Source organism: Akkermansia sp. 54_46, from assembly GCF_001917295.1.
In the GTDB taxonomy this organism is placed as follows: domain Bacteria; phylum Verrucomicrobiota; class Verrucomicrobiia; order Verrucomicrobiales; family Akkermansiaceae; genus Akkermansia; species Akkermansia muciniphila.
This window is the reverse complement of record NZ_MNUD01000033.1, coordinates 47,384-74,077: the sequence shown is the minus strand read 5'-3', so window position 1 is coordinate 74,077 and position 26,694 is coordinate 47,384. Positions and strand designations below refer to the sequence as shown.

The following is a 26,694-nucleotide window of genomic DNA, read 5'->3' as shown; positions in this document are numbered from 1 at the left end:
CTCAGCGCGTTCTGCGCACTTGCTGGCCAAGGGCGGTGCGGTATTGATGCACAGCGGCAGCCAGGGAAGAGGCCATGAAATTCTGATAACGCTCCGTGGCGATGAGCAGGGCCTCCTGCGGGTTGGACATGAACCCTCCTTCCACCAGAATGGCGGGATGCTTGATGGTGCACAGCACGGAATAGCGCGCGCGCTTGATGCCGCGGTCAACCATGGAAATGCCCTCCTTGATGGCAAGCGGCCCTTTCAGCATGTGCCCCTGGACGGCTGTAGCCAAGGCAATGTTCATGCTGTCCTGGGCGTTGCCCTGCAGAGCGTCGTGGCGGATATTGCGGGACATGGAGGAGGAAGTGCCTGCAGGCGCCAGCGTGAAGGTTTCCACCCCGCGGGCAGAGGAGCCTCCGTCATTGAAGTGGATGCTGATGAAGATGGCATTGTTGTGCCTGTTGGCAATGCGGACGCGGTCCTGGAGGGCAATGAAGTTGTCCGTATCACGGGTCATAACCACCTGGTAGCCCATGGTCTTGAGGCGGTCGCGCAGTTTTTTGCCCACGGAGAGGTTGATATCCGCTTCCCTGCTGATGCGGTTGCGCGTGCCGCTGTCATGTCCGCCGTGGCCGGGATCAATGACAACTGTGTTGAAACTGCGGCGGTTGGCGATGTAAGTGGGCCGTAAAACCGGGTCAATGATTTTGTGCAGATCCATATTGGAAACCATCAGCCCCTTGGAGGGATGGTCCGCCACAGGATAGGATAACACGAACTTCATGTTGTTCATGAACATATCCTGGCTGCGCGCCTGGATACGGATTTGAATCTTTTCCGGCACTTCGTAAACTTTCTGCCGCCCTTCTGTGCGTTCCCTGGTCAGTTTGTAATGGGTGCGCACCTCGGACATGGGAATATACTGCACTCCATTAATGATTTCCGGATTCCATCCGAAGGCCGTGGACAACGTCAGCAGAAACATGCCCACAATGCCGAGCACGGCTGCAAATGATGTGCGAGAGGTCGGATACATAGGACGATATCGCATCCAGACTAACGGATTTTTCATGACGCACAAGGGAAAAGTTTCCGTGAAAGATTCTTTTGCGCTTCTGTTTCCGGAGAGAAAAAAGCGGCTCCCGGGAAGGGGAGCCGCCCTGAAATGGCAGTGAAGGAACGGGATCAGGCGGGATTATTTGGCGGTCTTTTCGTCCATTTTGGCCTTGACCTGTTCTTCAATTTCCGCGTACAGCTCCGGGTTGGATTTGAGAGCTTCCTTGGCGGCGTCGCGGCCCTGGGCGATCTGGCTGCCGTTATAGCTGATCCAGGAGCCGCGCTTTTGGATGATATCATATTCCGTTGCCAGATCCAGCAGGCTGCCTACGGAGGAGATGCCTTCATTGTACATGATGTCGAATTCGCATTCCGTGAAGGGAGGGGCCACCTTGTTTTTGACTACCTTGATTTTGGTGCGGTTCCCGGCTATGACGCCGTCGCTGCCCTTGATCTGGCCGATGCGGCGGATGTCCACACGTACGGAGGCGTAGAATTTCAGGGCGCGGCCGCCGGGGGTGGTTTCCGGATTGCCGAACATGACGCCGATTTTTTCACGGATCTGGTTGGTGAAGATGCAGACGGTACGGGCCTTGGAAATGAAGCTGGTGAGCTTGCGGAGGGCGGCGGACATCAAACGGGCCTGGGCTCCTACCGTGGAATCCCCGATTTCTCCTTCCAGCTCCTGCTTGGTGACCAGTGCGGCCACGGAGTCCACCACGATGACGTCAATGGCGTTGGAGCGGACAAGAGCCTCGCAGATTTGCAGGGCTTCTTCACCGGAACTTGGCTGGGAAACCAGCAGGTCGTCCAGGTTCACGCCCAGGCGGGCGGCATACTGAGGGTCCAGTGCGTGTTCCACGTCAATGAATGCAGCCAGGCCTCCGGATTTCTGGGCCTGGGCGATGGCCGTCAGGGTCAGGGTGGTTTTACCGGAGGATTCCGGTCCGTAGATTTCCACAATGCGGCCGCGGGCAAAGCCGCCCACACCCAGAGCGCGGTCAATCAGAAGGTTGCCCGTGGGAATGACGTCCACTTCCATTTTGACGTTGTCTCCAAGGCGCATAATGGCGTTTTCTCCGAAGTCTTTCTGGATTTGGGAGAGGGCCAGGTCAAGGTTGCGCTTGCGGGCTGCCGCCAGTTTTTCCGCTTCGGGGGATAAAGGTGTTTCGTTGCTCATATATCGTAGCGCAGTATAACCGGGACAGCCTTATTGGCAAGTGTTCTGTGGGTCTTCGCAGACTCATTCCTCATTGAGAAAGAACAGAATTCTGACATGGGAAGAATCTTGTGAAAACCGGGTGTTCCGTTCGGCGGGAAATTAGGGGAAACAGGGGGAACGGAACCGGAAAAGAAGTTTGGAGCCGGAGAAGAACACGGTTTTTCCGGAGAACGTCTGGGGGCGTTATTCTTCAATCGGCTCCGCAAGAGGAATATCCTCGTAGGAATTGTCAAAGATGACGGGAATGTTGTGCTCCGGAATCAGGTTGATGGAACTGATTTTGCGGTGCGTCTGGCGTGCATGCCGGAGGGCGCGGGACAGTTTTTCCACCTGGTGTTCCAGGCCGTAATGGCTGAAAGTAGCCTGGCAGTCATTGGTAAAACGCACACAGAAAGACCAGTCGTTGGGCGTCGTTATGGAGACGATGCTGGGAAGGTATTCCGTTACCGTGCCGGAAAGCAGTTCAATCAGTTTCATGGGCGCTTCCAGTTCCCGGATGCTGACGCCGTAGCTGAGTTTGCCGGAACTGGGCGGCCTGAGCGTGACGGAGGGCATGCGCTTTTCCCGGATATAAGGCATGTGGACCTGCTCCATGCAGGGGAAGATGACGCCTTCCTTGTCTGCCAAAGCGCCGTACGTGGCATCTCCCGGGTGAATTCCCAGTTCCGGGCAGTCAATCCAGGCCACGGGTATGCGCGCGTCAATGTCCACCAGCAGCGTGGGGTTGGAGGATATCTGGCGTTTGACGGAAGCCCGGCGGATGGCGGGACATTTTTTCAGGCGCTGCTCCAGCTCCGCGGCGTCTATGGAAAAAATGTTGTCCTGCGGCCCTATGCCCATAACGGAAAAGGCCTGCTCAGAGTTGAAAATGCCGTTGCTTTTCAGGGTGACGGTGTCGATGGAAAGCCAGTCGTATTTGAGGATGTAATCTTTCCAGAGAAAAACGATAGCCCCGATTAAGCCGAAAATAAGCGCGTAAACGGTGACAATGTGGTACAGCTTGCGCCGGAAGAGCCAAAAACGGTAGTTTTTGCCCTTGCGTTCGATGGTCTCTTTTCTGGCCTCCCGTTCCAGAAGAAGCATTTCCGGCCTTTTGGCGGAACGGGGGACTGGCGTTGTGGCTTTGTGCGACATCGGGGGGTGCGGGAGGGGCGACTCCCCGCCCTCTGTCAAATATTACGTTATTTACGGGGGGTGACTAGCGATAATTCCGCTATTTTTTCGCAGAGGTCTTCATAGGGCCATCCGGAGGCCGCCGCCGCCTTGGGAAGCAGGCTGGAAGGGGTCATGCCGGGAATGGTGTTGATTTCCAGCACGAAGGGGGCGCCGTCTTCCTCGCGCAGCAGTACGTCCACGCGGCCGTACACTTCCACTCCGGCGGCCTTGTAGGCTTTCAGGGCCGCCTCCTGCACGTTGGCGGCGGTTTCTTCCGGAAGATCCGCCGGGCAAATATAATCCGTGCCGCCGCCCATATTCATCCACGGGTATTTGTTGCTCAGGTCATAGAAGCCGGAACGGGGGCAGATATGAATAACGGGAAGGGCTTTCCCGTCCAGAATGCCGACCGTCAGTTCCTTGCCTTGAATGAACTCTTCCACCAATACGGTGGTGCCGTGGGTTACGGCTTCCTCCATGGCGGGGAGCACATCCTCCTGCCTGCGGACGATGTGGACGCCCACGCTGGAACCCTCGCAGGGAGGCTTGATGACGAAGGGCAGGGGGAGGGACGGCATCACGATGCCATGGGAACAGTCCAGAATTTCCGCATGCGGCGTAGGAACTCCGGCTTCCAGAAAAACTTTTTTGGATTCTGACTTGTTGAAGCACAGGGCGCTGGAACGGGAGCCGGCCCCTGTGTACGGAACGCCGCGTTCTTCCAGAATGGCCTGGAGGGTTCCATCCTCACCGAAAGTGCCGTGGATAATGTTGTAGGCCAGCTCCGTGCCTTCCGGCAGCCGGAAATCCGGGCCGTGCACGTCCACCTTCGTTACATCGGTGAATCCGGCCCGGCACAGGGCGTCGTAAACGGAGTTGCCGGAAACAAGGGATACTTCCCGTTCTGACCCGGGACCTCCGAGCAGGAGGGCGATTTTGAGGTCGCGCTTGAGAGTGTTCATATTGGAATAAATAATGAATGGGTTAAAACTGGGGGTCCCGGTCTCCGATGACCTGGGCTTCCGATTTCAGGTCGATGCCGCGGTTTTCCTTGGCCTCCTTGCGGATCATGTCGATCAGGATGGTGATGTCCCTCGCTCTGGCATGACCCCGGTTGATGATAAAATTGGCGTGCACGTCTGATACGCAGGCGTCTCCCACGCAGGCGCCTTTCAGCCCCAGTTCATCAATGAGCCTGCCTGCCGGGATTTCCGGCGGGTTTTTGAAGATGCAGCCGGCGCTGGCTCCGACGGGCTGGGAAAGCTTCCGCCTGGCCCGTGCCGCCTCCAGAAGACGCTCCATTTCTTCCGCAGGGGCGGGCTGCGCCTCAAACACGGCCTGAAGCACAAAATTGTGGACCAGGTCCGGAATGGAACGGTACTGGGCGTTCAATTCTTCCCTTGTATGGCTGCGGATTTCCCCGTCTTCATCCAGACAGGTGACGGAAACGAGGTTTTTGACCATATCCATGCCCATGGCTCCGGCGTTCATGCGGAGGCTTCCTCCCACATTGCCGGGAATGCCGTCCATCCATTCCAGGCCGCCAAGGCCGTTCTGGACGGCGGTGGAAACCAGTTTTTTCAACCGCACGCCCGCTCCGGCGGTGAGGCGGTTCCCCTGGATTTCCAGCACATCGAATTCTCCCCCGGAGGGGTGGATGACGGCGCCGCGCAGTCCGCCGTCCCTGACAATGATGTTGGAACCGCGGCCAATGACGTGTACGGGGATATTCCTGTCCCGGCAATAGTTGACGGCCGCCTGCATTCCGGAAAAGGTGGAAGGCTCCAGCCAGTACTGGGCGCATCCGCCTACTCCCATGGTGGTATGGCGTGACATGGGTTCGTACAGTTTGCCTTCCAGAGAACCGCCCGCAGTGCGTTCCAGATCCTCCAGCAGGGCCAGGTCGCGCGCGATGCGCATGCCGCATTCATGGACGTTCCCTGCTCCCAGCGTCAGGAACAGGTCTCCGGGTTTCAGCGCGTTGCCGATGGTGTGGTGGGCTATGCCCAGGTCGGGAAGGTAACGGGTTTCCACGGGGCCGTGCCTGTGCATGGCGTTGATGATCGTCTGCCCGCTTACCCCTTCAATAGGCAGTTCGCTGGCGGGATACACGTCCGCTACGAAAACGAGGTCCGCCTCCTGGAGCACCTTGCCGAAGTCATCCGCCAGAAGCTGCGTGCGCGTGTAGCGGTGCGGCTGGAAGTAAACTACCAGGCGGTTCGGCTGGAGGGAACGGGCAGTTTGGAGCGTGGCGGCTATTTCCGTTGGGTGGTGGCCGTAGTCGTCCACAATCCGGATGGAGGAGGAAAGGTATTTGGTTTCAAAGCGCCGTTTGGCTCCCGCAAAGGAGGCCAGGCCCCGCATCACCGCCGGGAAATCCACGCCCAGTTCCGTTGCCAGAGCAATCGCGGCCAGGGAATTCAGGACATTGTGGCGTCCGGGTATGCCCAGCTCCACGCGGCCCAGTTCCTCTTTCCCCTTCAACACGGTGAACAGGGTGCGTCCGCGGCGTTCCAGCACGTCCGTAGCGGTGTAGTCCGCATCGGACCAGCCGTAGGAAACGGAATTGGGGTACTTGGCGCAGACATCCTCAGCGCCGGGATGCGCGCGGCAATAAATAATCTTGCCGCGCGTCTGGGAGCAAAGCCGGTCGAACACGGCCTTGATTTCATCCAGATCCTTGTAGTGGTCCAGGTGTTCCGGTTCAATGTTGAGGACGATGCTGTGCTCCGGAATGTAATTTACCAGCGTGCCGTCGCTTTCATCCCCTTCCGCCACCAGGTATTCGCTGTCTTCATTCCAGTGGGCGTTGGTTCCCAGCACGGGGATTTCCGCCCCCACGTAGTGACACGGACGCATGCGGCCTTCCCTCATCAGGTGCGCGCAGAGGGCTGAAGTAGTGGTTTTTCCATGCGTACCGGAGACCACGACCCCTTTCTTCCCGTTCAGGATGGCTGCCAGGCATTCCGCGCGGCGCATGCAGGGAATATTCAGCTTGCGCGCTGCCGCCAGGGCCGGATTGTCCGCCCGGATGGCACTGGAATAAATGACAATTTCCGCATCGGAAACGGCGTCTGCGGAATGCGGGCAGGAGAAAGACAGCCCCAGGCTTTGAAGCCGTTCGGTCTCTGCGCTGGTCACCCGGTCGCAGCCGCTCACCCGGTGCCCCATTTCCATCAGCATGAGCGCCAGGCCGGACATGCCTGACCCGGCTACCCCGATGAGATGTAGGCGTGCCGGGTGTTCCCTGTCTGTCAGTCTTTTGCGTAAGGTTTCAATCATGGGAGGCTGCATGGTCCGTATGTTCAATGACATTGGCGATGCGGGATACTGCATCAGGCATGTCCAGACGTAAAGCACATTCATTCATGGAGGCCAGCAGGGAGGAATCCTTGAGTACTTCATTCAGGAAAGCCGCAATATCGTCCGACGTGAGGGTGTTTTCACGCATCATGCGCGCCGCGCCGTGGGCCGCGAAAACGCGTGCGTTGTGTGCCTGGTGATCGTCTGCGGCGAAGGGGTAGGGAACCAGCAGGGCGGCCTTCCCCATATGGGCCAGTTCCGTAAGGCTGGACGCCCCGGAACGGGAAATGACCACATCCGCTGCGGCATAAGCGGCAGCCATGGCGGAACAGAATTCAATGACGTGCACGTGGGGCATGTCCGCCGTCAGCTGGCTGACGCGTGCAAAGTCCGCGGAGCCGGTGATGATGAGAAAGTCGCACAGGTCTGCGCATTGCCGGGCGGCTTCAATGACTAGGGAATTCAGATTCCTGGCCCCCTGGGAACCGCCCATTACCAGGGCCACGCGGCGGTCCTGGGGCAGGTTGAGCTCCGCCCTGGCTTCGTTTTTGTCTTTCCGGGCCACCATTTCCTGGCGTACCGGAGTGCCGGTGACAATGCATTTGGCGGGATTGAAGTAGTGCCTGGCTTCCTCAATGCCCAGCAGCACGTTCGTGCAGCATTTGGCGGTCATGCGGTTGGCCTTTCCGGGCAGCGCGTTGGAATCGTGCACGTAGGTGCGGATTCCCTTGCGGTGGGCGGCGTAAACGGGAGGGAATGAAGTGAATCCTCCCATGCCGATGACGACGTCCGCTTCCACCTCGTCCAGAAGATGGCGGCTGAAACGGATGGCTTTGTACAGCCTGACGCCGAACCCCAGCAGGGACAGGGATGGGATTTTGGGCATCGCGATGGCCTCAATGGTGCGGAAGTCAAGATCCCCGTAATTTTTGCTGGCTTGGGCGTCCACTTTCTTCTGGGAGATGAGGAGCGTGACGCGGTGGCCGCGCTTTTTAAGTTCCTGGGCTACGGCTATGCCGGGAAAAAGGTGCCCCCCCGTGCCGCCGCAGGCGATCACGATGTTCAGGGAGGGATGTTTGAGAGAGGGTTCAGTCATAATCTTACGTCAATGGAGCGTTCGTCTTTGCGGGTGATTTCACAATTGGGCTGGGCGCCGGTGGAAAACCTCTGGATGCTGGTGAGCATGCCCAGGGCGGCCAGCGTAAAGACCAGGTTGGTGCCCCCGAAGCTGATGAAGGGCAGCGGCAGGCCGGAATTGGGCACGGCGTTGGTTACCACGGCGATGTTCAGGATGGCGGGACAGAAAATGATGGCGACAATCCCCACGGCCAGAAACCGTCCGTAGGTGTCCCGGCACTGCATGGCCACGCCGATGCCGGCATACGTCATCAGGAAATAGCAGAGCAGGACGAACATGGTCCCGTAAAAACCGAATTCCTCTCCCAGCGGCGCGAAAATGAAGTCCGTGTGGGCGAAGGGAAGCGTGCCGTGTTTTTCCGCGCTGTTTCCCAGGCCCACCCCGTCCAGCCCCCCTCGGGACAGGGCGATGGAAGCACGGTACTGCTGGAGGCCGGCGCCCAGGCGGTGGGCGTCCAGGTCTTTCCAGGCCAGGAAACGTTCCAGGCGGTTGGCGTTGCTCTGCACCAGAACGTACAGGGCCGTTCCGGCCAGGGCGAAAGCCCCGCCCAGGTAAATTTTGCGCGTTCCGGCCACAAACATGACGCAGAACGCGGCCAGGGCCAGGGCTACGGAGGTGCCCATGTCCTTTTCAAAAAGAATCAGGGCAAGAGGAATGCCGAAGATAAGGCCGGGCATCACAAAACCCCACCAGAAAGAGGTGGTGCGGTCCCGGTACAGGGCCAGCCAGTTGGCCAGGGCCATCATCATGCAGAGTTTGGCGCATTCGCTGGGCTGGAACTGCATGCCGATGGTGATCCAGCGGCGTTCCCCGTTGATTTCCTTCCCGATGCCGGGCACATAGCACAGCACCAGCAGAAAACAGGCCCCTCCAAGGATCCACCAGATATACTTCCTCCATATCCGGTAGTCTATCCGGGAGAGAATCATGGCCCCCACCAGCCCGGCGCAGGCAAAGGCGGTCTGCTTGAACAGGGGTTCGTACGGGTGCTTGGTTTCCTCCGCCCACGCCGCCGTGCTGGATACCATCACCAGGCCTACGACCAGAAGGCAGATGACGAAGAACCAGACCAGAATCATGCAGACTTTGGAAGACATGGCGGCGGAAGGGCAGGAAGATGCCTACTTTTTGGGGATCATGATTTTTTGCCCGATTTTGAGACGCGCTACGTCCCGGTCATTCATCTTGTTGAATTTTTGGAGGGTACGCCAGTTCATTTTGTATTTGCGGGCGATTACGGAGAGGGTTTCCCCTTTCTTCACAATGTGGGGCACGCTTTCCGGCTCCAATTCCTCCGCGGCGGACTTTTCCGGTTCAAATTTGTCTCCTGGCCGGGCCGGAATGACGAGCGTGCTTCCGCTGACAAGGCGCTGAACTTTGGGATTGACGGCTTTCAGGTCATTGACGGCCACCTGGTTGTCACGCGCGACGCGTTCCCAGGTATCCCCCGTGCGCACGATGTGGCGCGCAGGACCTGCCACCGGAGCCGCATCCGGAATGTGTTCCTCCGCCACGGGGGCCGGCTGCCTGTTGGGGCGCGCGTCCACTACCTGTTCCGGCTGCGTGATGGTGACCGGGGCCGCGGGTGGCGCCTGGGGAACCTGGGACAGAGCGGCCGGGGGCGCTGCGGGAGCGGGGCGCTGCGGGACGGTGGGCGGCGCGGGCAGGGCGGCTGCCATTTCTACGGTTTCCGCCGTGTTTCTGAACCAGGTGCTGCGGACATAAACGCCGCCGATGACGAGAAGATGAAGAAGAAGAAGGACGACGAGCCAGCGCACGACGGTGCTGCTGGGCGCATCGTCTTCAAATTCGGAAACGCGGGCGCGGTATTTGCTGAGTTTGGCGCGTAATACGGTGCCCATTTTGCGTTTCGGACGGGTGCGTCCGGTCGGATTGTGATCAGGTATTTTGGTCGTTTTCATGATGGTCGTTTTCTGGTGAATTGTCAGGAAAGGGGGGGCAGGGCATTCACCGCGTCCCTGAAGGCCTGGCCGCGCTGGACATAGCCGGTGAACATGTCAAAGGAAGAAGTGCCGGGAGAGAACAGGACGGTGTCTCCCGGCAGGGCGAGAGAACGGGCCTTTGCCACGCAGGCCTCTACATCTGCGGCTTTTTCCGTGGGGACTGCGGGGGAAAAAGCGTGCTGGAGCTGGTCCGCAATCTGGCCGAATACCACGCAGGCGCGCACTTTTTCTTTCAGCATGGGCTGCAAGGGCACGTAATCCAGCCCCTTGTCCTTGCCTCCGGCAATCAGGATGACGGGGGAATGCTGTGATTTCAAAGCCGCTTCCAGCGCGTGCAGATTCGTGGCTTTGGAATCGTTCAGCCACAAAACGCCGTCCAGTGTGCGGACGGTCTCGCAGCGGTGGCCGGGGGGCGTGAACTCTTTTAATACATCTGCGGCTGTTTTTGCGGGAATGCCCAGGTGGCGGCATGCCAGGACGGCGGCCATGGCGTTTTCCGCATTATGGCGCTGGTTCAGGGCGGTCTCTTCCAGGTTCAGCAGGGAAGCGCCGCCCTCCAGGATCAACGGTTCGCGGTAATAAAGATCAGCCGCCGGATCTTCCGGGCTGAAGGTGAGCACGGAGGCTTTCAGGTGCGGAAGCCGTTCCCCGGAGCGGACGACGGCCAGGTCTTTTTCCGTCTGGTTGTCGAAGATATGGAGTTTGGCGCGGTGGTAATCCTCCACGGATTTGTAACGGTCCATGTGGTCCGGCGCAAAATTGAGCCATACAGCCACATCCGGGTGAAAATCGCGGATGGTTTCCAGCTGGAAAGAGCTGACCTCCAGCGCCAGCACATCCGGCACAGAATCCCGGAGCAGGATTTCCGCCACCGGAACGCCGTAATTGCCGCAGGCAACGGCAGTCTTTCCGGCGCGCAGCAAAATCTTTTCCACCAGGGATGTGGTGGTGGTTTTGCCGTTGGTTCCGGTGATGGCGATGATGCGGCCATGGTAAAAGCGGCATGCCAGCTCCATTTCACCGATGGTTTCCACGCCTTCCCGTCCAAAGGATTTGACAAAGGGGCTGTCCGTCTCAATGCCGGGGGAGATGACCACCAGATCCGCATGAAAGGCGCGTCCGTCTTCCTCCGTGGCGGCGGTATGCAGGGGAATGTCTTCCGGCCATCCGTCAATGGAGGAGGAAGCGTCAAACACGCATACCCGTGCACCATGCGTCATGGCGAGGCGCGCCGCGGCGCGTCCGCTTCTTCCCGCTCCCAGAACGGCGATGTTGAGGTTATTGAGCTGCATGTTCGTGGTTTGTCAGGCGGTAGTAATCAGGAAAAGGCCCAGGAAAGCCAGCAGGAGGCTGATCATCCAGAAGCGGGCAATCACCTGCGTTTCTTTCCAGCCTTTGAGTTCAAAATGGTGGTGGATGGGAGCCATGGCGAAGATGCGTTTGCCGTGGCGCAGCTTGTAGCTGCCCACCTGCAGGACGACGGACACGGCTTCCATGACGAAGACGCCCCCGATGACGATAAAGAGAAGCTCCTGCGCCGTGCAGACGGCAGCCATACCGAACGCGCCGCCCAGGGCCAGGGAACCGGTGTCTCCCATAAATACCTTCGCCGGGTAGCAGTTGTGCCACAGGAAGCCCAGGCAGGCCCCAACCAGGGCCATCATGAAGACGCTGATTTCTCCCGCGCCGGGGTGGAAGGGAATATCCAGGGAATCAGCCGTCAGCCAGCTTCCGCAGAGGACGGCAATGATGGCGTAAGTGATGCCCGTGGCGACAGAGCAGCCGGAGGCAAGGCCGTCCAGGCCGTCCGTCAGGTTCACCGCATTGGAGGCGGACATGACCACCACGACGCCGAAAGGAATGTAAACGAACCATGGCAGGTTCACCTGGCCATAGAACGGAATGAACAGGGAGGATATGTAGTCGTGAAGTTCCACGCGGGGACTGCCTTCCGGGTACAGGTACAGGAAGGTGACGCCGGCCAGGCCGGCCAGGAACTGGACGAGGAGTTTTTTACGTGCGGAAATGCCGTCCGAGGTTTTTTTCGCCACCTTCAGGTAATCGTCCCGGAATCCCAGCAGGCCCAGCGCCAGGGTGACGATCAGGCAGGAAATGATAAAGGGATTGCCCATTCTGGCGCACAACAGGGTAGCCGCCGTCATGGAACCCACGATCAGCACGCCGCCCATGGTGGGCGTTCCCGCCTTGGCTCCGTGGAGTTCCGCCAGCTTGTGCACTTCCTCCGCTGTCCTGATGGGCTGGCCGATTTTCAGGGAAATCAGCTCCCGGATGACCCGCGGGGCGAAGATCATCGTCAAGGCAAAGGAAACCAGGCAGGCCAGGAGGGCTCTCCCTGCCGGTCCTGCAAATGCCCCTGAGGGGCTGAACTGTTCAATGAGGGAATGCATACAATTTACTGTGGCGGAAAGGTAAGGTTCATGACTTGCTCCATCCGGGCAAGACGGCTGCCTTTGAAGAGGACGATGTCTCCCGGCGCCGTATGGCTGCGGAGCCATTCGGCCGCTTCTTCCGCGGAGCTGAAGTTCAGGCGTTGAGTGAATGAATTGGGAGAAATAGCGTCCGTAATCCGGGCGGCGTCCGTTCCCACGCTGACGACGCAGTCAAGACGGAGTTCTTCCGCCGTGCGGCCCACCAGAACATGCCCTTCCTCGGAAAACACGCCCAGTTCCCCCATTCTGCCCAGCACCGCAAAGCGTCTGCCGGCGCAGGAAAGCTCTGCTAAGGTGCGCAGGGCGGCCTGCATGGAATCCGGGTTGGCGTTGTAGGTGTCATCCACTACCAGAATGCCGTTGATCCGGGAGCAGTGAAGCCTTCCGCCCGTAAGCCGCGCCTGGGTGAGACCGGAGGCGATTTGCTCTTTCGCAAGACCTGCCACCCAGCCGGCGGCGGCGGCCAGAAGCGCGTTGGTTACCATGTGCCGGCCGTGGACGGGCAATTCCACCTCTTCCCGGCAGAAATCCGGGATGGAAAGGATGAAGCGTGTTCCGTTCTCGGTAGAGACGGGATTTTCCGCGCGAACGGTTCCGGCGCCAATGCCGCAGTCAATACAGGCGGCGCGGGTGGATTGACGGATCATATCCGCATAATCGCAGTCCGCCGGAAAAATCATGAAGCCGTCTTCCGGCAGGCAGTGTGCCAACGTGCATTTTTCCCGGGCGATGTTTTCCCGGGAGCCTAGGTATTCCATATGGGAGGTGCCGATGCTGGTGATGATGCCGATTTTCGGGCGCGTCATTTCACACAGGGGAGCCAGTTCCCCGGAGTGGTTCATGCCCATTTCCCATACGGCGGCTTCGTCGGACGGGGCGGCCCGGAGGATGCTGAGGGGGACGCCGATGTGGTTGTTCAGGTTGCCCTGCGTGGCGATGGTGCGGAGCCCCTGTGAAAGAACGGAGGCCGTCAGATCCTTGGTAGAGGTTTTTCCGTTGGAGCCGGTCAGGCCGATGACGGTGAGGGTAAGCTCTGAACGCCACCAGGCGGCCAGCCTCTGAAGGGCTTCCAGCGTGTCTTCCACCAGAATGACGGCGCATGAGGGGGCCATGCCTTCCTCCACACGGCTGACGACGGCGGCGGCCGCGGTACGGGATGCCTCCGGGGCAAACAGGTTGCCGTCAAATTTTTCTCCCCCCAGCGCGAAGAAAACGGCATGGGGCGGCAAATGGCGGCTGTCCGTGCACACGCCGCCGGAAGCGACCCTGTCAAAGGGGCCGCTGACCAATTTTCCGCCGATGATGTTGCAGATGCCGTGCGCTGTGAGGGAAATCATGAAAGAAAGATGGAATAACGTGTTATGCCTGGGGGAATTCTTCCCGTTCCTTGATGAACATGTTGCGGCGCACTTCCTTGGCGTCGCTGAAATCAATGCGGCCGGTGGAAAGCTCCTGGTAATTTTCATGGCCCTTGCCCGCAATGAGGACGATGTCTCCAAGACGTGCCTGGTCAATAGCGGTGGCAATGGCCCTGGCCCGGTCCGGAATAATGGCGTATCTTCCTTCCGGCATGCCCGCCGCAATCTGGTTGATGATGGAGAGGGGTTCCTCGCTTCTGGGATTGTCGGAGGTGACGATGCAGGCGTCTGACAGGCGTGCGGCTGCGGCTCCCATCAGGGGACGTTTTCCCCTGTCCCGGTCCCCGCCGCAGCCGAACACGGTAATCAGGCGGCGGGAGCACAGTTCCTTGAGCGTCTTGCAGACGTTTTCCAGGGCGTCCGGCGTGTGGGCATAGTCAATGAAGATCTGGGCGCCTCCGGGGTGGGTGAATAGTTCCAGCCTGCCGGGGACCTGCGGAATATTCTGAAGGTTCGCAATGGCGTCCCGCACGGGGATGCCGGCGCAAATGACGGCGGCCAGCGCGGCCAGGCTGTTGTACATGTTGAACTTGCCGATCAGGGGGACACGGACCAGGTAGCTTTTCCCCTTGTATTCCAATTCGTACTCGCTGCCTTTGGCGGTGGCGTGGTGCACCAGCATGCGGAAATCCGCCCCCAGGGCGGACCCGTAGGTCTTTACGGTCATGCGGCCGGAGAACATTTCCGCCAGCCGGCGGCCGTAAGCGTCGTCGATGTTGATGACGGCCACGGGTTTTCGCCGGGATCTGGTGTCCTGCGCCATCTGTTCGAACAATTTCGCCTTGGCCTGGAAATAATTCTCCATAGTGTGGTGGTAGTCCAGGTGGTCCTGGGTCAGATTGGTGAAAATGCCCACGTTGAAATTGATGCCGGCCACGCGTTCCTGGTCCAGCGCGTGGGAAGAGACCTCCATGGAGACGCCGCGGCAGCCGTTTTCATACATTTCCTTCAGCAGGTGTTCCAGTTCCAGCGGTCCGGGCGTGGTATGGGTGGAAGGGGTGATTTCCTCTCCGTTGTCATAGGCGATGGTGCCGATCAATCCGGCGCGCAGCCAGGACTGCTTGAGCAGGGAATGGGCAATGTAGGCCGTCGTGGTTTTTCCGTTCGTCCCCGTCACGCCGATCATGGTCATGTGGCGGGAAGGGCGCCCGTTCCAGGCTGCGCCCATCAGGCTGACGGCCAGGCGGGAATCGTTCACTTCCACCCAGCTGACTCCGGCTTCCCTGGCTTCCTGCGTGCAGGGCATTTCCGCGACGACGGCGCAGGCTCCGCGGCGAATGGCCTCCGGGATGAATTCATGACCGTCCGCCCGGGTTCCTTTCAGGGCAATGTAGCAGGAACCGGGCAGAATGCGCCGGCTGTCGCATTCCAGATGTGAGATTTTCACCTGGGGGGAGCCGGTGAGCGTATGGGAGGGAAGGTCTTTGAGTAAGGTAAGTAGCTTCATGACGGGATTATCTGCGCGGCGGTTTGGATGGGGTGGAAGAGGCCTGGGCACGGGAGGCTTTTTTATTTGCCTCTGCGGAAGGGGAATTTTTGGGAATGTTCATGGCGGCCGCCAGGCGGGTGGCCAGTTTCTGGAAGACCGGGGCGCATACGGTTCCGCCTCCGGGATGGCAGTGCTTGGAAGTGGGATCGTCAATGACGACGAGGCAGACGAAGGCCGGGTCCTCCACCGGGAGCATTCCTACGAAGGAGACGGTGTAGCGGTTTTCAAAATAGCCGCCTGTAGGCTTCACCTTGTGGGCGGTTCCGGTTTTGCCTCCCACGTTGTAGCCTTCAATCCGCGCTCTTTTGGCGGTTCCGTCCAGATCCGTAACGTGGAACAGGGCGTTCCGAAGGTCCCGGGCCGTCTTGACGCTCATGACCCGGCATACCTCCACGGGGGGGGAAGGCTGGAAGTTCTTGTCATCCACATAAATGCCGTCAACCAGCCGGGGGCGCATGCGCACGCCGTCATTGGCTATGGCGGCATAAGCCATGGCGACCTGCAGGGGGGACACCATCAGGGAGTAGCCGAAGCTGATGCGGGAAAAGTTGACAAAATTGCTGCCGTCCTGGCACTGGCTGTTGGTTTCCCCCGGCAGGTCGATGCCCGTTTTGGAGGAAAACCCGTACAGATCAAAGTATTTTTTATACGTGGGCCAGCCCGATTTCAGCGCAATGCGGAAGGCGCCCGGATTGCTGGATTTTTTCAACACGCCCGCTACGGTCAGACCTCCATAGGAACGGGGGGCGTCCGTGACGGGGCGGGAACCGGGCACCGGATAGGGGGTGCAGTTAATCATGGTGTCGAACGTGGCCTTTCCGCTGTCCACGGCGGATGTGACGGAAACTATTTTAAAGGTGGAGCCGGGTTCGTACAGGGACTGAACGGCGAAATGGTAAGCGCCTTCCTGAAGGCCCTCGCGCGTATTTAAATTATAGTGGGGCCGGCTGGCCATCGCCAGAATGCTGCCGGTCTTGGGTTCCACCACAATAATGCAGCCGCGGGGTTTGTGAGTCTGATCCGTGTAAAGGGAGATGGCTGCGTCCAGCTCCTCCTCCACGATCGTCTGGTACTCCATGTTTACCGTCAGGCGCACGTTCAGCCCGTCCACGGCATCCTTGAAGCGGGAATCCGCGGAGGGAATGATGCGTCCGCGGCTGTCTTTCCGGTACTCCCTGATGCCGTTGTGGCCCAGCAGCTGGTCGTCAAGCTGCTTTTCCAGGCCGGAAAGGGCTACGGGCCGGGGGCCGCTGTCCTTCGTCTGGGCGATGTAGCCAAGAATATGCACCATGCATTCCGGCACGGAATAAACGCGTTTGGAGGAAGTTTCAAAACGGAATCCCTGGACGCGGGCGTTCTGGATAGCCTGCCGCAGCAGTTCCGCTTTTTCCTCGGACAGGTTTTTGGCAATGACGATGCGCTTCTTGGGAATCGCCCCGTCTTTTTCCACCGTATTGATGATATCCTGCACGCTCATGTCCGGCAGGAAGGGGGCAATCACTTTGGCGGCGTATTCCAGGTGCGCCTGCACGTATTCTTTCACCATCTCCGGCTCGTAAAGCTCTTCCAGCTTTTTCCTGGCCATGTCCACCCCTTCCGGCCCGTCTTCAGGCTCTTCCAGCAGGATTTTCGCCAGGTTATGTTCCTTGCTGCCGTCCTTTTTGCTGGCGGCCTGCCCCAGAATCTTGCTGCGGAAGCCGGAAACGAGCTTCTCCTTTTCCTTATCCGTTGCGGCTTTCTCCCAGAAGGGGGAATGGACGGCCTTGGAATAAGCCAGAGCCCAGCTGATAGTCTTGGGGTCGTTCAGATGATAGCCGTCCGCAATCAACTCAGAGCTCTGCATATTGCTGGTGAGGATTTCCTCATTGGCATCCATGATGCGGCCGCGCTGGGGCAGGAGAACCTCCCGTTCAATAATGCCGCCGCTGGAAACGCCGCTCGTTTTCCTGGGGGAAACCAGCTGAAGATTGACCAGCGACAACATCAGCCAGATGACCGCCGCGCCCGCCAGGCCGCACAGGACGAGGCTTCTTCTGGCAAATCTGGACTTCGTGATCGTGATCATGAACGGCTCAACGCGTTTAATGGCCTGCCGCGGCGATGCGGGAAGCGTTTTCGGAAGAAATGTATTCTACGGCTGAGGGCTCGATAGGCTGCAGATTGGACTTGTCCTGGGCCAGTCTGTCGCGGATGGCCCAGCGGCTGGTCAGGGAGGAAGTCTTGGAACGGTAATATTCCTTTGTGAGTTCGCAGGAGGCAATTTCTTCGTTCATCTGCTTGATGTCGCGCGCAACCTGGATCTGGTCGTTTTTCAGCACGGCGTAAGTGATGCCCGCCCCGCAGGTAAGGGAGGCGAAAGCAATGAGCCACATGATCATGCTCACGCTGATCTGGTGGCCGGTGAAACGTTGTTTGAATCTTTTCATGGCGGTGGCGAAAGAGAGATGGTCAGATGATTTTTTCCACGCCGCGCAACTTGGCGCTGCGGGAACGGGGGTTGATTGAAAGTTCTTCTTCTCCCGCAGTAACGGGCTTGCGGGAAAGCGGGCGGAAACAGTAATCCGGGTTGGGGCGGGGAGCCGGCCATTCCGGGCGGTCTATTTCCGGACGGCTCCGCAGCTCGAAGAACTGCTTGACCCTGCGGTCTTCCAGGCTGTGGAAGGTGATGACGGCCATGCGGCCCCCCTGCCCAAGCAGGCGCACGGAGGAATCCAGCAGGGCGTCCAGGGCATCCAGCTCGCCGTTGACGGCTATTCTCAGAGCCTGGAACGTGCGGGTGCCGGGGTGTTGCCTTCCTTTGCGCGGCAGGACGGATTCCACGATGCGGGCAAGCTGTGCGGTCGTGGTGATGGGGGCTTGGGCGCGGGCTTTTCCAATGGCGCGGGCGATGGCGCGGGAAGCGCGTTCCTCTCCGAATTGCCAGATAATGTTTGCGATTTCTTCTTCCGGGGCTTCATTCACCAGATTCCGGGCGGAGAAGGCGGCGCGGGTATCCATCCGCATGTCCAGAGGGCCGTCTTCCCTAAAGGAAAAGCCGCGGGCGGCGGTGTCAAGCTGGTGGGAGGAAACGCCCAGATCCGCCAGCAGCCCGTCCACCCGGGAAACCCCCTGCTGGGAAAGAATGCTTTCCACATCCTGGAAGTTGCCGGCGAGCGCCTTGAAACGGGAACCGAAGCGCGCCAGTCTGAGCATGGCGGCGCGGCGGGCGTCCGCATCGCGGTCAATGCCCCAGACGGTGGCTCCCTGTTCCAGCAGAAGTTCCGTATGGCCGCCGCCGCCAAGCGTGCAGTCCACGATGAATTTACCGGGGCCTGCCTTCAGCATGTCCACCGTCTCATGCAACAGAACGGTAATGTGCCGGAAGCCGGTTCCGGAAACGGCCCCGTCCGCTTCCGCATCAACGGCGGCAACGGCGTCATCCCCCAGTTCGGAGATCAGGGCGTCCACCCTGGCAGCGGCTTCCCTGGCTTTCAGGGCTTCCGTGTGGTACGCGTCTTCCCAGTTCATGGAGGGGGCCAGCGCCTTCCAGGAGCAGACCAGCTCATCCACTCCTTTTTCCTCCGTCAGCTCCGCAATCACATGCACATGGTTGCGGCAGACGCTCCACGCCAGCACGCGGCAGGACGTTTCTTCCGCGAGCCCGTTTGCCAGGGCCAGCGCCTCCTCCGTGCGGACGTGCGTACCCGCGCCCGCGCGTAAAGAAAGCTCAATATGGTTGTCAAAAGCCCGGTTCAGGCCGGAAGACAATGCGCCCAGCTTGCCATAGGCGCCCTTTTGCCCGGCCAGGGACATCTCCGCCATGAGGCGTGCCTTTTCCTGCTGCCAGGCAACCATATCCTGCGCCGGAAGGGCATCGTGCCCCCAAAAAACGATGGAATAAGCCGTGAGTTCCGCATGCAGCCCGGTTCTGGCTCCGATGCCCAGGTCGGAAGCAAGCCAGCCCGGGCGCAATGCAAGCGTTGCGCAGGGGCGTGCCTGAGGATCGGGCGGAATGGAGGAATCTGGGGGCATGAAGGAAAGTCAGAGAATGCCGTAGGATTGGTTGATGTCGGAGATGCTGGCGTTCTCGCGCCGGGAAACTTCTTCATAGAGAGAGGGTTCCCACAATTCGAAATATCCTCTCCGCGCAGCGAGCCGGACGGAGGAACTGAGCTGTGCGTGTTCGCACATTTGCTTGGGTATCAGTAGCTTGCCTTGAGCGTTGATGACAGCCTCCACACAGTTGGCGTATAATTTACCGATGAACAGGTCGATCTGCGCTTCCGTATAGCCGGGCGTTGCTTCTATCTTGTCAATGAGTTGCTGGAATTTTTCCCGCGTATAGGCTTTGACGGTCGGCAAATCAAGGCGCCGGCCGGATAACAGGAGCAGGGCGCAACCTTCGGAGGGCCTCCATTCGGCCGGAATGGCAATCCGGTTTTTGGGGTCCAGCTTGTGCGTGTATGCACCAAAAAGGTTGTCTGATACACTGCTCATCGCATGCAAGTACACTACGTAGTGACTTCAATACACTTTAATGCACCTGAAATGTCAACCCCGTACTGGAAAAAAGTATTTTTTCATGTTCCCATGTCATAAAAAAAAGCATGGATACGGTCTTGCTCCCTTCCGGGGGCGGTATTATATTCCGCGCATGATGCAGTTTTGCGTGTTGGGCAGCGGCAGCGGGGGAAATGCCACCATTGTCAGGGCGGGGGAAACCGTCCTGCTGGTGGATGCCGGGTTCAGCGCCTCCAGGCTGCGGGATAAGATGAGGTCTGCCGGCGTGGAGCCGGATGAGCTGGACGCCATTCTGCTCACCCACGAACACGCGGACCACATGAAAGGCGTACACCAGTTCACCAGAAAACATGCCGTGCGCGTTTACGCCACCCGCCATACGGCCATGTGCGTCCAGGAAAAAGCGCCGGAGGCCCCTTGGGCCTATTTTGAAAAGGGCCAATCGTTCAAAATAGGAGATATCGTCATTACCCCCTTCCCCACTTACCATGACGCCGTGGACCCGGTGGGATTCAAATTTGAAACGGAACGGTCCAGTCTGGGTTTTATTTCCGATACGGGGCAGGCTCCCGGCTGCATCGCGGAATATCTTGCCATGGTGGATAGTCTGGTGGTGGAATCAAACTATGATCCGGACATGCTGGCGGCCACTCCCAAGAGGCCCTGGCCGCTGAAACAGCGCATCGCCTCCGCGCACGGGCATCTGTCCAATGAGCAGGCGTGCGACCTGCTGAGGCGGATTGCCCATGACGCCCTGAAAAACGTGGTGCTGGCTCACCTGAGCGCAGAAAGCAATTCTCCGGCATTGGCAGAAAGCCTGATGCGTGATACCCTGCATGACATGGGGCTGGCTTCCACCTCCCTGTTCTGCGCCAGCCAGGACTCCTGCCTGCCGTGGATACGGGTCTGCTGAATACGCCTCTTTTCCTGTTCCTCCCGCCATGTTCCTCTCCACCTGTGAAATCATGAGCACGATTATTGGAGCCCTGGCGGGTTCCATCGCTTCCTCGCGGGTGAAAATGGATTTGTTCGGCGTGATTGTCTGCGGCACCTTGGCTGCTCTGGGCGGCGGAACCGTGCGTGACATCCTGCTGGACATACCGGTGTACTGGACGCTCCCCTCAGGGGAAATTTTTGTTCTGGCCTCCGTCGTCACCAGCCTGGCAACCTTTTATGTGGCCCAGAAATATCCGCCACCCATGGGCACTATCCGCGTGGCGGATGCTATCGTTCTGGCCCTTTTCGGCATGATCGGCACGGAAAAATCCTATCTCCACGGCTATACGCCCACTGTTTCCGTGATGATGGGCATTTGTACCGGCGTGGCGGGCGGCCTGCTGCGCGACGTGCTTACCGGCAACGTTCCCTACGTGTTCCGTCCCGGAGAACTATACGCCACCGCGGCCCTGCTGGGAGGCGTGGCGTACGCGGTGCTTTACTATGCCGGAATTGATTCTTCCACCTGCTTCGTGACGGGCTTCATGGTCACGCTTTCCGTACGCCTGGCGGCCATCCGCTGGAACTGGAACCTGCCTTCCTACATTCCGTTATTCACCTCGGATACCGATTCGCCTCCTGAAGAACCGGAAACTTGACAGGAGGGAATGTTTTCGTGAAGCCTTAAGAGCGTCGGCGCCTGCGGCGGCAAAAGGCAGTTCCCGCCGCGAGGGTGGTGAGAACTGCCGTGGAAGGTTCCGGAACATTATAAAAGGGCAGCATCAGGGCGTCGTATGCGTTGATTCGAGGGCCGTTCTCGCTCCCCAAGTGCAGGGTTCCATCCGTTTCATGATAATAAACGTCCCGTTTTTCCAGACCTTGTCCGTTGTCGGAGTCTGTGACGTACAGGGATTTGGCCATGCCGGTAGTGTCGTCAACCTCAATTCCCCAGCAGGTAATGGCATGACCCGGACCTGATGCAGGAGCAATGGAAAGTCCCACTACGCCGCCATTCTGGAAAAATGAGACGAGGTCTGTACCGAACTGGAGGGGAAAGTCGCTTTGCGTGAAGTATTTGCTGCTGATGAAAGGGCAGTCGCCTTCCCAGGTGGAAGAGGACAATCCCAGAGATGTAATGTATCCCTCCCAGTATCGGCCAGTATTCTGCGGTTCAGTGATGGTTTCCTTAAAATCGTATAAATAATTGTTGGGATTGAGAGGTTTCCCTCCCAGGTACCACCGCAGGCCTATTTCTATGCCTTTCCCGGTATTGGCCCAATTATTGCAAAACACATCGTAAATTTCCGTTCTTCCGCTTTCATTCTGGCCGTTGGGAACGAAAGCCGGAATGCCGGAGGAATTATTCTGCCACCATTGCAGCATATTGCTGGCTGTGGCCGCCCAGCATAAATCGGAATCTCCGTTCCAGTATTTTTTGGTATTTATGAACCCCGAATCTTCGGAAACATTATGGGCAAAATAAATGGCGGCTTGAACAGGAACCAGAGCGAAAAGGAAAAAGAGAGAAAGGGTGCGCAACATAAAACATGATATCGATAGCGAATTAACAAGCCGGAATCAATGAAAATATCCGCAAATAAATTTTTGGATGATTGCCATCCTTCCACAGAATGGAGAGGAAAGAAGAATCTGGAGTCAGAAAAACCTGTTGATGAAAGCTTCTTCTTATTTCCCCAGGCAGAAGGAGGAAAAAATGGCGCCCAGCACGTCCTCCGTATCCACGGCTCCGGTGATTTCTCCCAGGTGCGTCAGGGCCTCTCTCAGTTCCAGGGCTGTGAATTCCGGACTTTCCTGGCGGGAGATGGATTCCGAAGCCAGCCGGACATGCTCCCGGCAGAGGCCCAGTTCATGCTGGTGCCGGGCATTGATGGCTACCAGGGAGCTGCCCGTTTCACCGGGCAGGGAGGAGGAAAAGGCCTGGATAATGGCTTCCTCCAATTCCTTTCTTCCTTCCCCGGTGGCGCAGGAAAACCGGATGCCGGGCACGGCCTTCCAGTCCGGATGGACTCCCAGGTCGCACTTGTTCAGAATGAGCAGCCGGGGCGCGGTGAGAACAGGGGCGGGGAAGTCTTGGATCCGGGGCGTGGAGGCATCCGCCACTTCCAGAACCAGATCCGCGGTTTCAAGAGCCCTGTTGGTGCGGGTAATGCCTGCCTGTTCAATGACGTCGGAAGATTCGCGGACACCGGCCGTATCAATCAGCCGCAGGGCCAGCCCGGCCAGCTGAATGGATTCCTCCACCGTGTCCCGCGTGGTACCGGCAATATTGCTGACAATGGCCCGGTCATATCCCAGCAGGGTATTCAGCAGGCTGGATTTTCCCACGTTGGGAGGTCCCGCGATCGCCGTGCGGATGCCTTCCCGCAGCAGGCGTCCGCCTTCGGCAGTTTTGAGGAGGGCGGCCAGTTTTTCCTCCATGCTCCGGAGGCGCGCCAGCAGATCGGAGGCGGTGTCCGGGGAAATGTCTTCATCCGGAAAATCAATATAGGCCTCAATGTGGGCCAGCACATGAACCAGGTTGTCTTTCAGTTCGTCCACCTGGGCGCCGATGCCTCCGTCCAGCTGGGTCTGCGCGGCTTTCAGGGCCAGGTCGCTCCCGGCGGAAATCACATCCATCACGGCTTCCGCCTGGGTCAGGTCCATGCGCCCGTTCAGAAAGGCCCTTTTTGTAAATTCTCCCGGTTCCGCTGGGGAGGCCCCGCATTGGTAGAGGCGTTTCAGCAGGCGGTCCGTCACCAGCATGCCGCCATGGCAGGAGATTTCCGCGGTATCTTCCCCCGTATAACTGGCCGGGGCGGGGAACCAGGTGACAAGCGCCTGGTCAATGGCGGCTCCTTCCGCGTCCCGGATGCAGACCAGCGTCGCCCTGCGCGGCCGGAGGCGTTCCGTGAAAGCCGCAGGGGTGCATTGTTTCAGGATGTCCATGCAGCCGGGACCGCTCATGCGGATGACGGCGATGGCTCCCTGTCCTGCGGCGGTGGCCTGTGCGGCTATGGTGCGTTCCGGGTCAGTCATGGTTCTATGGATTCAAAAAAGCCGCCCCCGAGCAACTTGCCTCCGTCGTAAAAGGCGCAGACCTGTCCCACGGCCAGGGCCCGGAGGGGCGTGTCAAAGCCCAGGCGCACCTTTCCTTCTTCCAGATATTCGCAGGAGGCCCATTCCGCCTTGGCCCGGTAGCGGGGCTGGGCCATGACGCGGGCCGGCAGGGGAGCGAGCGTATTGGAAATGCCGCCGACCACGGCGCGGGACGCGTACAATCCCCGCGTGGACGCGTCTTCGTATCCCAGAATCAGGCGGTTGCGCTGGACATCCTTTCCCACCACCACATAGGCGACTCCCTCCCGCGGGGAGGCGACGCCGTGCCCTTTCCTCTGGCCCATGGTGAACAGATGCAGGCCGTTGTGCGTGCCGAGCGTCCGGCCTTCCGTGTCCACGATTTTGCCGGGCTTGTCCGGCAGGTAGTGGCGCAGGAAATCGCTCATTTTTACCTGGCCGATGAAACAGATGCCCTGGCTGTCTTTCTTGCGTGCCGTGGGGAGGCCGTATTTTTCCGCAAGAACGCGCACTTCCGGTTTCAGCAGATCCCCAAGGGGAAAGACGGCGCGGGCTATCTGGTCCGGGCGCATCAGGGACAGGAAGTAGGATTGATCCTTGTTCGGGTCCCGCCCGCGCAGGATGAAAGCCCCTTGCGGCGTGTCCATCCTGCGGGCGTAATGGCCGGTGGCGACGTAATCGAACCCCTGTTCCAGGGCATAATCCAGAAAGACGCCGAATTTCATTTCCCGGTTGCACAATACGTCCGGGTTGGGCGTATATCCGGCGCGGTAGCCTTCAATCAGATAATTCACGATGCGGGCGCGGTATTCGTCCACCAGGTCAATGACCCGGAATTCAATACCTGTTGTTTTGGCGACGGCCAGCGCGTCCTGAATGTCCTGTTCCCACGGGCATTCGCCGGGGATGCCTTCGTCATTCACCCAGTTTTTCATGTAGGCCCCCACTACGTCATGGCCCTGCTCCACGAGCAGGGCCGCTGCCACGGAGCTGTCCACTCCGCCTGATAAGCCTACAAGTATGCGTGCCACGATGCTGGAAAAGATATGGGGGTGATAAGGCGGACCGCTTTGAGAAAGGCTTTGCCGCCTGCCCCTGTAAACCAAAGATGTTTCCGTAAGCCAAGACAAAAAGCGTGGAAATGGGGCATCCGGTCCCTGATGCGGAATATGATTCGGTCGATCCGGGAGGCTTTTGATTTTTAATCACATTCCCTGAAATCGAATTTGGAATCCGCAAGCAATTAAAAATATTAAGAGTTAGTATATTGTGTTTATAATTCATTGAAAATAATGATTTTTTAATATCTCTGGTCCTTTTGTCAAGATGACGGGTCAGTCTTTGTTATTCATTGGTTTCATGATTGATTTGGCCTCTTTTTCATTACTTGACGGATTCCAAATCCGATTGGGGAATTCCAAATTCGCTACAAGTTGCCATCCAAAAGGAATAATAAATATGAAGAAAACACTGACACTTTTAATCGCGATGGGAAGCTTTGCTGTTTCCTCGGAGGCAGCGACCGTTTTTAATTATTACACTCCCGGTACGGATAATTACAATAGTACCATCCATGGGTTTTATCTTAGCCTGGGGTCTTCTTCCCTGGCTCCTTCCGATTCCTCTTCTCCCTCCTCCCTGTCCGGAGAGATCAGACTGGACAGTTTTACGCTGCGCGGAGCCGCCAACAATTTGGGCGCTAATGTCACTTACGGCTTCCTGGTGCTGAATGGCTCCGACAATTCGGTCATCGGCTGGAGCACCAATACGGGAACTACTGCAGCAGGGATTAATCTGACGTTCAGTTTTTCTTCCCTGGATGGTTCTCCCCTGCTTCTTGACGCGGCATTGACATACCGCTTCCTGGCCGTGAGCCAGTCCGTGATGGGCTTGATGCAGGATACGTCTAAAACGTATTTATATGCTGCGGGGGGGACAGCCGCCCCTACTGCTAACACGGAAGGAGATACCGTAACGATCAGCGGCGGATTGACTGCTCCCGGCATCCGCGGCCATTATGACGCCGAGGGAGCGCCTGGTGATTCTGTTGTTATTACGGGAGCCAACGGAACCAATACTTTCAGCTTATTATCTCCGATTTTCACGGAAATCCGAGGGGAAATGGTGCCGGAACCAGCCACGGTTTCCCTGGGCCTGCTGGGACTGGCCGCGCTGATGATGCGCCGCCGCAGGGCTTGAGCTTCCTGATGGCGAAAAATCGGCGGATGAGAGCTGTTCTTGCGGAACAGCTCTTGTTTTTTATATCCAGAGAGGAAGAATTGCTTATCCGCATGCGGGATTCATGCCCTCCGGAAGGTACGGGATTTCCGGGGGCAGGGGGCCGTATCCGGTTTTCTCCGCATGGCGGCAATTTGCTGGAAACGTTTTTGAGACGCAATACCGGAAAGCTTTTTCTTTACCGGAAAATGCCGGTCAAATTCGGCAGCGCGCTTTTCGTCCATATGGTACACGGCAGCTTCCACATAGCGGCCTTTCAGGCCGGATAGGGAACCCCTTTGCAGCGCACAGACCTGGAGGGCCGCCGCATACCTATTATCCGCCGTTCTGATGCCCAGCGTTTCCGCGGGAACGAATCCACAGTGTGAAGAGTAGTCCGGGTCGCCGTACAGGAAAATGGCACGGAAGCCCATTTCACGCGCCCGGTTCCTGGTGTAGCCGATCATCCGCCGTCCTATTCCCCGGCGCTGGTATTCCGGAAGAACGGCAATGGGCCCCATGCCCAGCACTTCATATTCTTTTCCATCGTCTGCCCTGATGACGGACGTTGCATCAACGATGTTTCCCGACGATGCGGCTGCCGTGGATGGCGACTGCATCCTGCTCCGGGATGAAGGAAGGACTGACGCGCATGATATGGAGCAGGTAATGTTCATTGCAGCCGGGGACGAAATAGTTTCAGAACGCTTCTCTCGTGACATGTTCCGTTTCGGCATGGTCTGAGGATTGTTCCGTTCTTAATGCAATGGTCATGAAAGATTGTTC

The 26,694-nt window shown here is 58.5% G+C and carries 22 protein-coding genes and 1 pseudogene; 3 read left to right on the top strand and 20 right to left on the bottom strand.

Features of this window, described 5'->3' with window-relative positions:
- Position 1: 1 nt before the first annotated feature.
- The 16 genes from BHW66_RS07560 to BHW66_RS07485 form a co-directional block, all read right to left on the bottom strand.
- Complete coding sequence (locus BHW66_RS07560) at positions 2 to 1,021, bottom strand: N-acetylmuramoyl-L-alanine amidase (protein WP_046437726.1); 1,020 nt, start codon at positions 1,019 to 1,021, stop codon at positions 2 to 4.
- A 159-nt stretch (positions 1,022 to 1,180) separates the two neighbouring features.
- On the bottom strand, positions 1,181 to 2,221 hold the full coding sequence (gene recA / locus BHW66_RS07555; protein ID WP_012419715.1) for a recombinase RecA: 1,041 nt from the start codon (positions 2,219 to 2,221) through the stop codon (positions 1,181 to 1,183).
- Between the two features lie 225 nt (positions 2,222 to 2,446).
- On the bottom strand, positions 2,447 to 3,397 hold the full coding sequence (locus BHW66_RS07550) for an FtsQ-type POTRA domain-containing protein (protein WP_046437724.1): 951 nt from the start codon (positions 3,395 to 3,397) through the stop codon (positions 2,447 to 2,449).
- Positions 3,398 to 3,444: 47 nt separating this feature from the next.
- Entirely contained in the window at positions 3,445 to 4,380 is a 936-nt protein-coding gene (locus BHW66_RS07545) for a D-alanine--D-alanine ligase (RefSeq protein WP_046437722.1), read from the bottom strand.
- A 22-nt stretch (positions 4,381 to 4,402) separates the two neighbouring features.
- Positions 4,403 to 6,700, bottom strand: a complete 2,298-nt coding sequence (gene murC / locus BHW66_RS07540; protein ID WP_046437806.1) for a UDP-N-acetylmuramate--L-alanine ligase — start codon at positions 6,698 to 6,700, stop codon at positions 4,403 to 4,405.
- Complete coding sequence (murG, locus tag BHW66_RS07535; RefSeq protein WP_046437720.1) at positions 6,693 to 7,817, bottom strand: undecaprenyldiphospho-muramoylpentapeptide beta-N-acetylglucosaminyltransferase; 1,125 nt, start codon at positions 7,815 to 7,817, stop codon at positions 6,693 to 6,695. Before murG ends, murC begins: the two co-directional genes overlap by 8 nt.
- Positions 7,814 to 8,956: a putative peptidoglycan glycosyltransferase FtsW gene (locus BHW66_RS07530; protein ID WP_012419710.1), complete on the bottom strand. Its 1,143-nt coding sequence runs from the start codon at positions 8,954 to 8,956 to the stop codon at positions 7,814 to 7,816. The genes murG and BHW66_RS07530 overlap by 4 nt, the downstream gene beginning before the upstream one ends.
- Positions 8,957 to 8,980: 24 nt before the next feature.
- On the bottom strand, positions 8,981 to 9,781 hold the full coding sequence (locus tag BHW66_RS07525) for a LysM peptidoglycan-binding domain-containing protein (RefSeq protein ID WP_046437719.1): 801 nt from the start codon (positions 9,779 to 9,781) through the stop codon (positions 8,981 to 8,983).
- Between the two features lie 23 nt (positions 9,782 to 9,804).
- The gene (gene murD / locus BHW66_RS07520) at positions 9,805 to 11,115 is read right to left on the bottom strand and encodes a UDP-N-acetylmuramoyl-L-alanine--D-glutamate ligase (protein ID WP_046437717.1); all 1,311 of its coding nucleotides are present in this window, start codon (positions 11,113 to 11,115) and stop codon (positions 9,805 to 9,807) included.
- Between the two features lie 12 nt (positions 11,116 to 11,127).
- Positions 11,128 to 12,231, bottom strand: coding sequence for a phospho-N-acetylmuramoyl-pentapeptide-transferase (gene mraY, locus BHW66_RS07515; protein ID WP_046437716.1), 1,104 nt, complete (start codon positions 12,229 to 12,231; stop codon positions 11,128 to 11,130).
- Between the two features lie 5 nt (positions 12,232 to 12,236).
- Entirely contained in the window at positions 12,237 to 13,610 is a 1,374-nt protein-coding gene (murF, locus tag BHW66_RS07510) for a UDP-N-acetylmuramoyl-tripeptide--D-alanyl-D-alanine ligase (protein ID WP_022197581.1), read from the bottom strand.
- Positions 13,611 to 13,632: 22 nt separating this feature from the next.
- Positions 13,633 to 15,138, bottom strand: coding sequence for a UDP-N-acetylmuramoyl-L-alanyl-D-glutamate--2,6-diaminopimelate ligase (locus tag BHW66_RS07505; RefSeq protein ID WP_046437714.1), 1,506 nt, complete (start codon positions 15,136 to 15,138; stop codon positions 13,633 to 13,635).
- A gap of 7 nt (positions 15,139 to 15,145) precedes the next feature.
- Positions 15,146 to 17,245, bottom strand: a complete 2,100-nt coding sequence (locus BHW66_RS07500) for a penicillin-binding protein 2 (protein WP_046437712.1) — start codon at positions 17,243 to 17,245, stop codon at positions 15,146 to 15,148.
- Positions 17,246 to 17,261: 16 nt separating this feature from the next.
- Positions 17,262 to 17,606, bottom strand: a complete 345-nt coding sequence (locus tag BHW66_RS07495; protein ID WP_046437711.1) for a hypothetical protein — start codon at positions 17,604 to 17,606, stop codon at positions 17,262 to 17,264.
- Between the two features lie 22 nt (positions 17,607 to 17,628).
- Positions 17,629 to 19,191 (bottom strand): 16S rRNA (cytosine(1402)-N(4))-methyltransferase RsmH, encoded by a 1,563-nt coding sequence (rsmH, locus tag BHW66_RS07490; protein ID WP_237970158.1) that lies wholly within the window; start codon positions 19,189 to 19,191, stop codon positions 17,629 to 17,631.
- Positions 19,192 to 19,200: 9 nt separating this feature from the next.
- Complete coding sequence (locus BHW66_RS07485) at positions 19,201 to 19,656, bottom strand: hypothetical protein (RefSeq protein WP_046437709.1); 456 nt, start codon at positions 19,654 to 19,656, stop codon at positions 19,201 to 19,203.
- Between the two features lie 157 nt (positions 19,657 to 19,813).
- Between BHW66_RS07485 and BHW66_RS07480 the strand changes: the two genes are divergently transcribed.
- Complete coding sequence (locus BHW66_RS07480; protein WP_046437707.1) at positions 19,814 to 20,593, top strand: MBL fold metallo-hydrolase; 780 nt, start codon at positions 19,814 to 19,816, stop codon at positions 20,591 to 20,593.
- A gap of 52 nt (positions 20,594 to 20,645) precedes the next feature.
- A complete protein-coding gene (locus BHW66_RS07475) occupies positions 20,646 to 21,275 on the top strand; it encodes a trimeric intracellular cation channel family protein (protein WP_162378776.1) in 630 nt (209 codons plus the stop codon).
- Positions 21,276 to 21,300: 25 nt separating this feature from the next.
- Here BHW66_RS07475 and BHW66_RS07470 read toward each other — a convergent pair whose 3' ends face one another.
- The 3 genes from BHW66_RS07470 to mnmA form a co-directional block, all read right to left on the bottom strand.
- The gene (locus BHW66_RS07470; protein WP_012419698.1) at positions 21,301 to 22,158 is read right to left on the bottom strand and encodes an IdeS/Mac family cysteine endopeptidase; all 858 of its coding nucleotides are present in this window, start codon (positions 22,156 to 22,158) and stop codon (positions 21,301 to 21,303) included.
- Between the two features lie 144 nt (positions 22,159 to 22,302).
- Complete coding sequence (gene mnmE, locus BHW66_RS07465; protein WP_046437704.1) at positions 22,303 to 23,652, bottom strand: tRNA uridine-5-carboxymethylaminomethyl(34) synthesis GTPase MnmE; 1,350 nt, start codon at positions 23,650 to 23,652, stop codon at positions 22,303 to 22,305.
- Positions 23,649 to 24,722 (bottom strand): tRNA 2-thiouridine(34) synthase MnmA, encoded by a 1,074-nt coding sequence (mnmA, locus tag BHW66_RS07460; protein ID WP_084042872.1) that lies wholly within the window; start codon positions 24,720 to 24,722, stop codon positions 23,649 to 23,651. Before mnmA ends, mnmE begins: the two co-directional genes overlap by 4 nt.
- A gap of 427 nt (positions 24,723 to 25,149) precedes the next feature.
- On the opposite strand from mnmA, the gene BHW66_RS07455 reads away from it, so the two are divergent.
- Complete coding sequence (locus BHW66_RS07455) at positions 25,150 to 25,890, top strand: PEP-CTERM sorting domain-containing protein (protein ID WP_022197433.1); 741 nt, start codon at positions 25,150 to 25,152, stop codon at positions 25,888 to 25,890.
- 101 nt (positions 25,891 to 25,991) lie between these two features.
- Here BHW66_RS07455 and BHW66_RS12810 read toward each other — a convergent pair.
- Positions 25,992 to 26,682: pseudogene (locus tag BHW66_RS12810) on the bottom strand (N-acetyltransferase).
- Positions 26,683 to 26,694 lie beyond the last annotated feature (12 nt).